This is a genomic window from Micromonospora sp. NPDC049102, assembly GCF_043197485.1.
In the GTDB taxonomy this organism is placed as follows: Bacteria; Actinomycetota; Actinomycetes; order Mycobacteriales; family Micromonosporaceae; genus Micromonospora.
In genome coordinates, this window is record NZ_JBICTE010000005.1 from 201,716 (window position 1) to 214,637 (window position 12,922).

Below are 12,922 nucleotides of genomic sequence, written 5' to 3' on the forward strand. Positions count from 1 at the left end.
GGCGCCGTGCACGGCGATCAGCCGGTCGGCGCCCGGCGGCTGCCGGCATGCTGTCTCGCGGGAACCGGCCGGTTCCGGCTGTGGGAGGTGTCCGCCCACCTCAGTACGGTGGCGCCGACCGACATGCCTCCGCCGAAAGCGGCCAGGACGACGAGCTCACCCGGCGCGAAGGCACCGCGGCGATGGGCCACGTCGAGGGTCAACGGCACCGACGCCGCGCCCGTGTTGCCGTGGTGCTCGACCTCCAGGTGGCAACACGCGGCGGCCAGACCCAGCCGCGGCCACACCTCGGCGAGCATGACGCCGTTGGCCTGGTGGGGAATGAAGTGCCGGACCTGCGAGGGATGAACGCCGGCGTTGTCGAGCAGGACGTCCACCGCTTGCGGCAGATGGTCGTTGACGAACTCCCGCACCGCCCGGCCGTCCATCTGGAAGTAGTGGCTGCCGTCCGCCACAGTCGCGGCGCTGGCGGGGTACCGGCTTCCACCGGCCGGCACGTTGATCAGCGAGTGCCGGTCGCCGTGGGAGACGAGGTTGGTGGAGACGGTGCCGTGGCCGGGTGCTACCGGGCCGACCACCACCGCCCCGGCGCCGTCACCGAAAAGCACCGCCGTACGCCGGTCGGCCGGGTTGATGATGCGCGAGTAGATGTCTGCCCCGATGACCAGCGCGTACGCGGACGGGTCGGGTTCGGCGCGCAACAGTCGCTCGGCCACGGTCAGGGCGACCACGAAGCCGCTGCACACCGCGTTGACATCGAAGGCGGCGGCGTTCCGGGCACCGAGAAGGTGCTGAACGATGGTCGCGGTCGCGGTCGCGGGCTGCGTGTGGTCGGGCGTAGAGGTCGCCACCACGACGTAGCGGATGTCGCCGGCCGAGAGGTTCGCCGCGCGGAGAGCCTGGACGGCGGCCGCGGCGGCGAGGTCCGAAGTCGCCTCGTGCGGTGCGGCGTAGCGTCGTTCCCGGATGGCGGTCTTGCGCTCGATCCACTCGGCTGACACGGCGGCGGCGTCCCCGACCTCGGTATTTCCTACCACGCGCGCGGGGAGATACGAGCCGGTGCTGACTATGCCTACACGACGTAGGTTATCCATTTCGGCTCCGCGCCGGCCGTGTCTCGTACACACGCTTATGGCCGAAGAGGCCGGTCAGCCGGTACGGGCCGTCGTTCTCGATCGGTACCGGGTAGTCTCCGCCGTCGTCCGGGAACTCGTACTCGTGGATCTCGCGGTACCGCGCGTAGTCGATCGGAACCCGCCGGCTGATCGCGTCGCGATGCGCTCCCGACCGGAGGTGCGCGCGATATCCCGGTACGACCGTGCCGCCGAAGAACTCCGCCACGCTGCCCGAGCCGTAACTGAAGAAGGCGATCGCCTTGTCGCTCAGCTCGCCGGCGTTGTCGAGGAGCGAGGCCAGGCCGAGGTACATCGATACCGTGTAGCTGTTTCCGACGAGGGTGTTGTACGCCGTCGTGTGCCGGAGGGCACGGCTGATCTCGGAGTCATCGGCGTCGTATCCGCAGAACGCGAGCAGGTGCCGGTGCGCCTTGCGGGCCATCTTCGTGAACGGCTGGTGGTAGCAGAACGCGTCGAAGTCGTTGACCTTGCGGCCGCCCTGCTCCGTGTAATCCGTCCACGCGCCCTCCACCGCCCGCAGATACGCGGAGATGGAATCGCGCCCCTCGACCAGCGCGGTGGTGCGGTAGTTGGGCCGCCAGAAATCCATGACGTCGGCGGTGAACACCCCGGAGGGGTTCTCCAGGCGTACGAGCGCCGGATCCGCACTGACCAGCATGGCCACCGCCGCGGCGCCCTGGGTCGCCTCGCCTGGGCTGTCCAGCTCGTATTTCGACACGTCGGCGGCGATCACGAGAACACGCTGTGCGGGGTCGCGGTGGATCAGGCCGACCGCGGACTGCAGGGCCGCCGTGCCGGCATAGCACGCCTGCTTCAGCTCGACGACCCGTACGGCCGAGGGCAGACCCAACAGCGCCTGTACGTGCACACCGGCGGCCTTCGACTGGTCGACCGAGGACTCCGTCGCGAAGAAGAGCGTCCGGATGCCCTCGGCACCGTGCCGGTCGATGATCGGCGCGGCCGCGGCGGCCGCCATCGTGACGATGTCCTCGTCGACGGCGGGCACGCTCATCGAGCGCTGCCCGATGCCCTCGTGGTACTTGGCGATGTCGGTGCCGTTCCGGGCGGCCAGGGTCTCGTGGGTGAGCACGTACCGCGTGGTGGCGATCGACAGATCGTGGATGCCGACGGCGAGATCTCCGGGCATGGTCAGCCTCCTACCTTCGCCGCGCCGGCCTGCCGCTCCAGCCGCAGATGTGTCCGCATCAACTCGCCCGGATTCGTCTGCGCCGCGAGGAGCGAGAGTTCGCCGCAGAGCACCGTCGCGGCGGCGATGACGGCGAGCCGGCGCGCGTTCTCACCGGGTTCACGGGATCGCCGGCAGCCCAACCGGACCAGGTTCTCCTCGACGAAGTCGAGGCCCTTGCCGTTGCCCACCGTGCCGACGATCAGGTTGGGCAGGGTGCACGAGAAGTAGAGATCACCGTCGCGGTCCTCGGCCACGGTCACGCCCTGCGAGCCTTCGACGATGTTGGCGGCGTCCTGCCCAGTCGCCAGATAGAAGCCCAGCAGCATGTTGGCGTAGTGCGCGTTCGCCGAGCGGATGCCGCCGGCTAGCAGCGTACCGATCAGGTTCTTGTGCACGTTCAGTTCGGCGATCGCGGCGGCCGAGGTACGCAGCCGGTCCTGCACGACGGCGCGGGGTATCAGCAGTTCGGTCACCACGTTCTTGCCCCGGCCGAGAATTCCGTTGATGGCGGTGGCTTTCTTGTCCGTGCAGTAGTTGGCCGAGATCGACCCGTACGAGATGCCGGGGATGGTGCTCAAGATGTGGGTCAGGAGCGTGTCGGCGGCCAATGTCGCCATGTTATGCCCGGAGGCATCACCGGTGGTGAACTCGAATCGGAGAAACAGCAGGTTGGCCGTGATCTCGTGGCGGAATCCGATCAGCTCGACGAAACGGCCGCAGGTACGCACGATCGTGCGCAACTCGTCGAGTCGCGCATCGATCTCCAACGCGGCGGAGTAGGCGGCTCGTGCGTCCTCGGCCTTGACATACACCGAGCGCGTCATCCGATCGTCGATCAGCGTGGCGACGATGCCGCGCTCGGTCATCATCGAAAGCTTCGCGCCGCGCGCCACCGAGGGCCACAGCGGGGACTCGTAGGTGGCCAACGGGACCTGCGTCTCGTCGTTCGCCACGTTGCCGGAGATGCGCAGCGGACCGACCCATTGCATGGGAACGTTCGCGCTGACTTCAGGTGCGGTCATTCGTTAGCCTCCGAGGTGAGTGGACGTGGCGGGCACGGACACGGAACGGTTCGCGAGCCGCCCGATGTCGATCCCCCGCAATTCGCAGAAGGCGCGCAGGCGGCCGTGGATTAGCACGTCGCAGCGGCCGAGATCGGCGGGGGTGGCTGCGCCGAGGGCGGTCATCAGCGCCTCGATCTGGTCGAGCCATCGCGAGATGAGGGAAATCAGCGCCGGTACACCGCCGTCGAGGACCGCCTTGAGGAACAGGCCGGAGACTCCGCCGGCCGACGCGCCAAGCGCCAGTCCGCGCACCACGTCGAGGGGATCGCGGACACCGCCCGAGGCCAGCACCGCGAGATTCGAGCTCTGGGCGTCGAGCAGACACGCGGCTGCGGACTGGCCCCAGCCGTCGAGGAACGCGTAGTCGTGATGCTCCCGACGGCCGTTCTCGATCCGCGCGAAGTTCGTTCCGCCGCGGCCGGCGACATCGGCGACCCGTACGCCGAGCTCGCCCAGCCGACGAATCGTCTCGCGGCTCAGCCCAAAGCCGACCTCCTTGACGATGACCGGGACGCCGACGCCGGCCACGATCCGGGCGATCCCCGGGCCCCAGTCGGAGAACGACCGGTCGCCCTCGGGCATCACCGTTTCCTGAATGGCGTTCAGGTGGATCTGCAGCGCGTCGGCTCGCAGCAGATCGATCGCCCGGCGGGCCTGTTCGACCGAGGCAGTGGCGTTGACGTTCGCCATGATGAATCCGTCGGGGTTCTCCCGGCGCATCACGCTGAAGGTGTCGGCCACCGACTCGTCGGCGAAGTACGCGCTCATGGATCCGGTCGCGATCGGCACCCCGGTCTCGCGCGCGGCGATCGCCAGGTCCCGGTTGATGATGCCGGTCTCCACGCTGCCACCGGTCATCGCGTTGACGCAGAGGGGCACCGGCCAGTCGATGCCACCGAAGCTCGTGTTCAGCGTCACCGCGGAACGATCGATGCCGGCCAGGGCGTGGTGCACGAAGGACACGTCGTCGAACTCGCTGTGGACACCGGTATCACGTTGCTGCTCGGCGGCTAACCGCACGTGATCGTTCTTGCGGTCGGCAATCATGCTGTGCTCCCGATCGTCGTCGAGACGTGAATGGGCATCGGCAGCAACCCGGCGGCGTACCAGTCCTGCCGCATGCGGGAAAGCTCTCCCCGGGCGGCGGCGTTTAACAGTGCGATGCCGCAGTCGCCACCACCGGCGCCGGACGGCTTGGCCGCTCCGCCGACCGACTCGGCGGCGGCGCAGAGCGCGTTCAGCCGAGGCGTGAAGATCCCGAGTCGAACCTCGTCGTCCAACCGCGCGAGCACCTCGCGGGCGGCGCGGATCCGGCGCAGGAGGGCGTCGTCGTCGCCGTGGTCGAGCGCCCCGATCGCGGCTCCCACGCACTCGTCACTTGTCGCCGCGAAGGCCCGGTGCGCCGCGCTGCCCCACCACGGGCCCGACGCCAGTCTCGCCGACAGCGCCGCTGTGCTGGCCGGTTCACCTGTCCAGCCCACCTCCAACGCGAGGTCGCGCGGTGGCGGCAGTCGTCGCGCGCCGAAGCCCGGCCAGGGTGCCCGCAACGCCTCGGTGATCCCCCGGCGCCGCGCGAGATCGACCACGGCGGCTCGATCCGGTGCCTGGTAGGCGATCCACCCGCCCCAGACGCTGGCGGCCAGATCACCTCCCGAAGCGAGCGGATCGAGGCGCGCGGTCGCGAGCATCGCCAGGCGGTACCGGCGCTCGGGGGAAAGCTCCACTCCGAGGTAGGCCGCGACCGCGGAGACCGTGGCGACCGTGACCGCCCCGCTGGACCCCAGACCGAGCTTGGCACCCTCGCGGTGCAGCCGGCTGGTGACGGTCACCCGGATCGGGGTGGGCCGGCGTCCCTGTTCTTCGAGGAGCGCGTGGAGTACCTCGATCGCCGACATCACATGCCGCAGGCCGCCTGTCTCGGTCCGCTCGTCCTCGGCCCGCAGCCCGCCGTCACCACGACGCAGACGGGTCACGCCGGGTCGGAGATCGGATCGGATCTCGACGTCGGCACCCCCGGATGCCGACACGGTGGCTTCGACCCACCGGTCGATCGCGATCAGGATCGCGTGACGGCCCGGCTCCAACACGGCGTATTCGCCGGCGACGAAGAGTTTGCCCGGGGCACGCCAGCCGGCCGTCGCGGGACCGGTCACGGCTCGACCCGGGGCCGCAGCCGAGCGCCAGGGCCGCAGCGGGCGATGACGGCGGCGCTGCCCGGTGCGGCTCGGCCTACCTCGGTCACGACCCGGGCGGCGTCCTCGGGGTGGCAGAGCACTTTGACATTCGGGCCCGCGTCCATGGTCGCGTACGCGGAAACGCCCTCCGCCCGCAGTCCCGCCACCGCGTCCAGTACGGCCATCGTGGCCGGCGTGAAGTAGCGGACCGGGGGCCGTGCCCCCAGCATCGTCGCGTGCATACCGAGCGCGTTCCGCTCGGCGATCTCCCCGACCGCGTCGAGATCGGCGCGGCGCAGTGCCGTCCGCATGTCGGCGAGGTCGACCGCGCTCGACGACGCCCAGGCGCGGTAAAGCGGAGAAGTGTCGAACGTTCTCCGCATCGCGGCGCGGCTGGAAACCAGCTTGGGTCCGCCGTTCACCACCGCGATCACCATGGCGGGCGCGAAGTCGGGAACGGCCACCGGCTCGGCGTACGCGCTCCGGTCGGCCTCTGATCCGGTGCCCCTGCCGGCATACAGGATTGCGAAGTCACCGAAGATCGACCGCGACGCCGAGGCGGACCCACGCCGGGCCAGGCGCGACAGGGCGATGGCGTCGAGATCGAGGCCGTACGCGGACGCCCCGGCGAGTGCCAGCGCCGCGAACCCACTCGCCGACGACGCGAGGCCTGCCCCGGTGGGAACGGAGTTACGGGTGTCGACGTCGGCCGGCTCGGCGCGTCCCGCCATCGTCCGGATGAGTCCCAGGAACGCGACGACGCGTTGCCGTTGTTCGCCCACCGCGGCCGAGCCGTCGAGGGCGACGCGGTCGGTGTCCGCCCCGGGCGTCAGCCGGACGGTCGTGGTCGTCGGGAAGACGTCCAGCGTCATCGAGAGGCTGTCGACGTACGGGATCAGCAGTTGCTCGTCACGCTTGCCCCAGTACTTGATCAAGGCGATGTTCGGGTGGGCGACGGCGGTCGCACGGTGCTCGCGCCCCTCGTCGGCCGGCGCTCCCGGTTCCGACAGCTCAGTGGTCACAACCAGCGAACCTTCCCGTCCGTACGGTCCAGATGTGCTCGGCGCCGGCGGCCCGAAGATGCTGTGCCACCGCCACGGACCGCGCCGGCCCGTCCGCGACTGCGATCACGCAACCGCCGAGGCCGCCGCCGCTGAGCTTGGCGCCCGCAGCCCCGCCCGCGCGGGCGGCCCGCACCAGCGCGTCGATACGGTCGGTGCTCACCCCGACATCCCGCAGCAGCCTCTGGTTCTCGGTCATGCACGTGCCGAAGTCGTCGACCCGGCCCCGCAGAAGGTGGTCCAGCGCTGCCCGGGTCAGCTCGGACACCCCGTGTACGAACGACTCCCGCACGCCCGGGACCCGCTCGAACCTCTGCCGTACGAGCGAAACCGCTTCCTTGGTGCTGCCGTCGACGCCGCTGTCGGCGATGACGAACACCGCGTGGAAGGCACCCGCATCGTCACCGTCCGGGCGATGGCCGGTTCCCGCCATCGCCACGGGCAGTTCACGGGCTGTACCGGACGTGAAGTAGATCGGCGCCGTGGCAGCCGTGGCGCGTGCGTCGATGCCGCTCGCACGGCCGTGCACCAGGGTCTCCGACGCCTGCACCAACTCGAACACGCTCTCGTCGTCCAGCCGGCGGTCGCAGGCGCCGGCGAGAGCCAAAATCGATGCCCGGGCGTACGCGGCGCTGGAACCGAGCCCTCGGCCCGGCGGAACCAGGCACTCGATCAGGACCTCAACCCGGAGACGGTGCGTGACCTCGGTACTTCTCTTGAACGTCGACACCAGGTGCCGCTGGTATTCCAGCGGAAGCGGCACTGGCGACTCGTTGCCGGGCCGCGCGATCGCGATGGAGATCTCGTCCTGACCGGCGCCGGAGTCGCGTACCACCGTGGCGGTCGCCGTGACCGGAAGCTGCGGCAACGGAAGGGCCAGCGCCGGAGCTCCGTAGACCACGGCGTGCTCACCGAGCAGGATCGCCTTGCCGTGGGAGCGCCCGGCGCCCGCCCGGCCCTCAGCGGCGGCCGCGATCGCGGCGGCCCGCGACCTCATCGCACCCTCTGCAGCGCTTTGACCGCCATGTCGGCGATGTGCCGTTTGGCGAGACCGGTGGCGTTGCTTGCCTCCAGCACCGCCATCGCGCGCTCGGCGCGAACCGATATCTGCGCCTCGACCTGCTTCACCGCACCGACGTCGACGAGGATGTTCCGCACCCGGTCGAGCTCGTCCGCGGTGACGTGGGTGCCGATCCTCGCCCGGAGGTAGTCCGCCGCCGCGGCATCACGTTCGCCTGCGAGCGCGAGCGCGGTGGCGAACAGCACGGTGCGCTTGCCCTCACGGATGTCGTCACCGGAGGGCTTGCCCGTGACCGTGGGGTCGCCGAAGACGCCGAGCAGATCGTCGCGCAGCTGAAAGGCGATGCCGATGTCGAAACCGAAGGACCCGTACGCCGTCTCGAGCTCGACATCGGCCCCGGCTATGGCGCCGCCGAACTGCAACGGACGCTGGACCGTGTACGACGCCGTCTTGTACTGATTGACCCGCAGCGCCGACTCGACGTCCTCGTTGTCGCTCGCCTGGTTGATCAGGTCGAGCAGTTGTCCGGACATCACCTCCGAGCGCACCGCCGACCACACCGGCGAGACCCGGACGTGCGCGTCGGCCGGCAACCCGGACGCGCGCACCAGCGCATCGGCCCAGATCAGCGCCAGGTCCCCGATCACGATCGCGGTACCCACGCCGAAGGCGGCGGAGTCACCCGAAAAGCGGCGTGTGCGGTGCCGCTCGGCGAACGCCACGTGCGCCGCCGGATGCCCCCGGCGAGTCAGGGAGTCGTCGATGATGTCGTCGTGGATCAGCCCGGAGGCGTGCAGCAGCTCGAACGCCGCGCAGGCCCGCAGTACTGCCTGGGCCTGCGGATCACCCGGATCGCCGCCGGCGCCCAGCCAGCCCAGCCACGCGAAGACCGGCCGAACCCGCTTGCCGCCGCGCAGCACGAAGCGCTCGAGTTCCGAGATGGTCGCCGCGAAGTCCGGACCGAGTGCCTCGGTCTCGTCCCGGCGGCCGGCGAAGAAGTCGCCGAGCGCCGCGTCGATGACGGCCGCGTCGATCGCACCCGCGTCATAGGTGACCGTCATGTCGTGATCCCCCGGGCCGAGCTACGGGCGGGCGGTGTCATCGGCCGGAGCCGAATGTCACCTGGATGGAGCGAGGTGCCCGGGTGAGCATTCCCTCTTCGACCGGGACGAATCCGTCCCGATAGTTGATCACGGGAAAGTGCCGCAGCAGGGCGGGGATGCCGATCGCGGCCTCGGCCCGAGCCAACATGGCGCCGACGCAGAAGTGGCGTCCGGCACCGAACGAAAGGTGATTGCTGCCCGCGCTGAACGCCGTGCTCACGTCGATCTCTGACCGGTGAAGGTTGAACTCCTCCGAGTCGACGAATTCGTCCTCGTCCCGATTGGCCGCGCCGATCAGGCAGAAGATGGTCGATCCTTCGGGCACGCTGACACCGGCGATCTCGCGCGTGGCGGCCAGTCGGCGCAGCAGGATGTGGGTGGGTGGATTCAGGCGCAGAGACTCCGCGAACGCCAGCAGCGAGAGGCCGGGATCCGTCCTGACATCCGTCATCTGCGCAGGGTGATCGAGGAGATTCCGGAAGGTGGACGCCAGGCCCCGTTCCGTCGTCTCACCGCCCGCGGCGAGAAGGAGGCTGCAGAAGTCCAGAATCTCGCGATCGGTCAGCGCCGCGTCGTTGATCGTCGCCGTACACATCGACGACATCAGATCGGCGCCCGGTTCCGCCCTGCGGGCATCGATGACTTCCTGCAGGTATTTGTGCAGCTCACGCTTCGCCCGGAGCCCGGCTTCGGCGACATCCGGGTCCTGCGTGTAGTTCCCCACGTAGTTCGCGGCCGCCCGGTACCACACCTGGAACATGGCGTAGTCCTGTCGGGGCAGGTCCATGATTCCCATGATCACCCGGATCGGAAGCAGGGCGCAGTAGTCCCGTACCAGGTCCGGATCCGGCTTCGCAGCCAGCTCGTCCAGCAACTCGGCGGCTGCCGCCGTGATGACCTCACCGTACGAGGCCAGAGGCTTCCCCCGGAACGACGGCGAGACCAGTCGGCGATGGCGCCCGTGCTCGGCTCCTTCCATCTCCAGAATGCTTCGGCCCACGAGTTCCCGAACCGCCGCGTAGCTCGCGGTCGAGTAGTCCTCATGAGTCAGAGCCTGGCGCACTTCGGCCGCTCGGCTGATGATCCAGCCCAGCCTCGGGTCGTGGTGGATCGGAAACTTGTTTCGCATCGTCCGGTAGATCGGATACGGGTCCGTGGCGAACTCCGGCGACAGGAGATCGGGCGGCGTGATATCAACCATGGCTTCTATTTCCTCCCTGCTGAGGCGACTTGCTGGGCGAACGGCGGCACGACCGCGAGGACTCAGTTGCCGGCATAGAACTGGCCGGCCCAGTGCCGGAACTTGCCGATCGGACCATCGCCCTTGACCAGTCGTGGGTGCTCCAGATACGTCTTCGTGGCCCAGACCGGCACATCGCGTGTCGCTTCGGGCGAGACGATGAGCAACGCCGCCCGCGTAAGCGCCTTCGACAACGTCGCGGATGCGATGTCCGCGACCGCCGAACCACGTCGTGCACTCATGGCGGAGATGCTGGTGGCGAAACGGAACTCGATGCGCCACGGTGCGATCGGCGTGGCCAGCGCCCACATGCGGGCGCTCAGTCCCAGCTTGGGAACCTCCGCGTTGACCATGATGTAGCCGAGGCCGGACACGGTCGTCTCGTACTCGACACTTCTGGTACCGACTAACGGAAAACGCTGCTTCCAGCGGTACCTCGCATGGAAATGCGCTCCGTCGAAATTGATCGGCTCGGCGATCTCGATGCCGTAGAACTTGTGGAAGACCGAGAGGTGCCCGATGTCGACCGCGTTCTCGACGACATCTTGAGGATGTCCGGGCAGAACCCGGCACCGGATGGCGGTCATCGGGAACCCGCGGGTGTTCAGCGCCGCAGGCTCCCACGACGGAGGTCGCCCCTTCGGCGAGAACCAGACGAAGACCAGCCCTCCGCGCTCGCACACCGCCCACTGCTCCAACCGTGCGATCGGGGGTTTGTCGTCCGTGTATGCGGTGCGGACGCACTCTCCGTCCGATCCGAACTCGAAGCCGTGAAAGCCACAGACGATCGCCTCCTTGGCAACACGCCCCGTGGTCCCGAGGTGAGCGCCCAGGTGCGGGCAGAACGGATTCGTGGCCCGCACGGCGCCGCTCTGGGTTCGGTAGAGGACGACGTCGCGGTCACCGATCTTACGGGTGATGACCGGTGTCTTCCGCAGCTCGCCGACCGTACCGACGCAGAACCAGCCCTCGGCGTACGGCAGGGGTGCCCCGATCACTTCATCGGCCGGGGTCGGGCCGGAGGACGAACTCCTCTTCATGGTGCGGTTGTTGATCATTGCGCTTGGAGCCTCCTCAGGCGTCAGACGGGTGTCTGCTCGCTGTCGCGCGCGAACGGTGGGCGAGAAAACGCAAAAGTGTGCTGTGGCAAGGAAATTCCGGCGGCGCCAGGTCGTCCAGCGCCGCATTCACATCCGCTCGTTGCGATTCGCTCAGGCCCTGGAACACCTCCGGGCCGTACTGCGACCACCATCCGCGGGGCGAGACACCGTTCAATCGGCGATCGCGCTGCCACACCTTCGCCGCGGCCACGGTGAGCCCCGCATCGACGAGGCTCCCCAGGTACACCTGTGGGTCACGCAGATGCCAGCGGGTCGGCGGCGGTGAGCCGAGGATCCCGGCCGCCGTCCAGGCCCGCAGCAACAATTCCCGGAGATCCGACAGGCTGCCCACAACCGGAACCTCGGCGACGAATCTTCCGCCCGGCGTGACCGCCGCGAAGACGGCGCCGAACACCTCCGCCGGTGCGCCCATCCAGTGCAGAGCGGAGTTGCAGAAGACGGCGTCATGTGTCGCATCCGCCGGTAGCGTGCCGGCGTCGCCGAGGTCAAACCGGACGCCGGGGTACTGTCGGCGGGCCTGAGAGATCATCGATTCCGAGATGTCGAGGCCACGAGCAGTCGCGCCACGCCCGGCGATCTGCGCCGTGAGGGTCCCCGTCCCGCAACCGAGGTCGATGATCCGCTCTCCCGGCCGAGGAGCGAGTAGGTCGACGAGGCTTTCGCCCGAGTCGAGGACATGACCGTACTCGGCGTCGTAGGTGCGGCCCTGCCAGTCGAAGGTCGCGGGCGCCCGATGCTCCGTCGCCACTTCTAGACGACCCTTTCCAGAAAGTTCGGCTGGTCCGCGCCGGAACGCAGATGCTCGCTCCGGTACCGCTCGTTGCCCGATGACCAGTCGATGTTTCCGCGGATCCAGGATTTCATCGCATCGATGTAGAGCGAGACGTCGTGAGCCGTCTCAGCGGTGAACTCGCCGGACGATCCGAAGAAGGCCACGGCCGAATCGCTCTCGGCGACGAAGTCGGCACACCGTCCGCGGAGCATGCCAGCCACCTCGGCCGCCGCCTGCTGAAGGGAGGAGCCGCGCACCCGCTGGATCACCTGAACGATGTTGTTCACGTTGCCGTCGCGCTTCTCGGCTTCGACGGAGAAGACGTCGTTGGCCCAAAGCACGAGGTCCGCGGTGTTGTCGAGGAGCTTCTGGATACTGGGGTGAGCGTGGACCTCGTCGGCGAGCTCGATGCCCAGACCGATCTCCGAGAGGTCCATGCTGGGTCGCATGCCCCCGAACCGTCGCCGGGTCTCGATGTACGTCGCCAGGTCCGGGGCGATGCCACGGCGCCGGTTCTGCGACTCCCAATGGCAACCCCCGAGGTAGTCGGTCAGGTGGCGTACGAACCGTCGGCGCCAGGTGAGCGAGCTGCGGGCGGTGAGCCGGCTCCAGATGTCACGGATAGCCGTCTCGATCGGGTTGCTCGACTCGGGCACGCCGTCGGCCGGGTCGAGCGGGAACCAGCTGATCGTCTCGCGGATCAGCTCGACGAAGCGCTCGTCGCTTTGCGCGTCCGGGATTCGCTCCAGGTAATCGTCGAAGATCGCCCAGACCGCCATCCAGTCCGTGATGATGCACAGCTCCGGCAGCGGCGCGAACGGATAGGCGCGTCCGACCAGTTCGCCGAACCGGGTCCGATCGTAATGGAACTTCGCTTCCTCGGATCGAAGAATGCCGAATTCCCGAAGGTACTCGCGAACATGCGCTTCTGCTTCGTTGACGTGTGGGTTCTGGCGCTCTGTAAAGGGCACGGAAAGATCAGGAAGGGAGAACATCGGGAATGCAGCCTCCGGGAGTTTCAGCTCGACAATGACGCACGCG

The 12,922-nt window shown here is 68.7% G+C and carries 12 protein-coding genes; all 12 read right to left on the reverse strand.

Translation table 11 applies throughout. The features are described from left to right. Positions 1–17 precede the first annotated feature (17 nt). The gene (locus ACGFH9_RS08410) at positions 18–1,094 is read right to left on the reverse strand and encodes a 3-oxoacyl-ACP synthase III family protein (RefSeq protein ID WP_393216916.1); all 1,077 of its coding nucleotides are present in this window, start codon (positions 1,092–1,094) and stop codon (positions 18–20) included. After that, complete coding sequence (locus tag ACGFH9_RS08415; protein WP_393216918.1) at positions 1,087–2,283, reverse strand: hydroxymethylglutaryl-CoA synthase; 1,197 nt, start codon at positions 2,281–2,283, stop codon at positions 1,087–1,089. Before ACGFH9_RS08415 ends, ACGFH9_RS08410 begins: the two co-directional genes overlap by 8 nt. A 2-nt stretch (positions 2,284–2,285) precedes the next feature. Continuing rightward, positions 2,286–3,347 (reverse strand): hydroxymethylglutaryl-CoA reductase, encoded by a 1,062-nt coding sequence (locus tag ACGFH9_RS08420; protein ID WP_393216920.1) that lies wholly within the window; start codon positions 3,345–3,347, stop codon positions 2,286–2,288. Between the two features lie 3 nt (positions 3,348–3,350). Further along, positions 3,351–4,436, reverse strand: a complete 1,086-nt coding sequence (fni, locus tag ACGFH9_RS08425) for a type 2 isopentenyl-diphosphate Delta-isomerase (protein WP_393216922.1) — start codon at positions 4,434–4,436, stop codon at positions 3,351–3,353. After that, entirely contained in the window at positions 4,433–5,542 is a 1,110-nt protein-coding gene (locus ACGFH9_RS08430; protein ID WP_393216924.1) for a phosphomevalonate kinase, read from the reverse strand. The genes fni and ACGFH9_RS08430 overlap by 4 nt, the downstream gene beginning before the upstream one ends. Continuing rightward, entirely contained in the window at positions 5,539–6,585 is a 1,047-nt protein-coding gene (gene mvaD / locus ACGFH9_RS08435) for a diphosphomevalonate decarboxylase (RefSeq protein ID WP_393216926.1), read from the reverse strand. Before mvaD ends, ACGFH9_RS08430 begins: the two co-directional genes overlap by 4 nt. Beyond that, on the reverse strand, positions 6,575–7,621 hold the full coding sequence (gene mvk, locus ACGFH9_RS08440) for a mevalonate kinase (RefSeq protein ID WP_393216928.1): 1,047 nt from the start codon (positions 7,619–7,621) through the stop codon (positions 6,575–6,577). The genes mvaD and mvk overlap by 11 nt, the downstream gene beginning before the upstream one ends. Beyond that, positions 7,618–8,706, reverse strand: a complete 1,089-nt coding sequence (locus ACGFH9_RS08445) for a polyprenyl synthetase family protein (RefSeq protein ID WP_393216930.1) — start codon at positions 8,704–8,706, stop codon at positions 7,618–7,620. Before ACGFH9_RS08445 ends, mvk begins: the two co-directional genes overlap by 4 nt. 37 nt (positions 8,707–8,743) lie before the next feature. Continuing rightward, the gene (locus tag ACGFH9_RS08450; protein ID WP_393216932.1) at positions 8,744–9,949 is read right to left on the reverse strand and encodes a cytochrome P450; all 1,206 of its coding nucleotides are present in this window, start codon (positions 9,947–9,949) and stop codon (positions 8,744–8,746) included. Positions 9,950–10,011: 62 nt separating this feature from the next. Next, positions 10,012–11,175, reverse strand: a complete 1,164-nt coding sequence (locus ACGFH9_RS08455; protein ID WP_393216934.1) for a Rieske 2Fe-2S domain-containing protein — start codon at positions 11,173–11,175, stop codon at positions 10,012–10,014. Beyond that, positions 11,063–11,857 carry a class I SAM-dependent methyltransferase gene (locus tag ACGFH9_RS08460; RefSeq protein WP_393216936.1) on the reverse strand — a complete coding sequence of 265 codons (795 nt, stop codon included), beginning with the start codon at positions 11,855–11,857 and terminating at the stop codon, positions 11,063–11,065. The genes ACGFH9_RS08455 and ACGFH9_RS08460 overlap by 113 nt, the downstream gene beginning before the upstream one ends. Before the next feature lie 2 nt (positions 11,858–11,859). Next, entirely contained in the window at positions 11,860–12,876 is a 1,017-nt protein-coding gene (locus tag ACGFH9_RS08465) for a hypothetical protein (protein WP_393216938.1), read from the reverse strand. Positions 12,877–12,922: the final 46 nt, after the last annotated feature.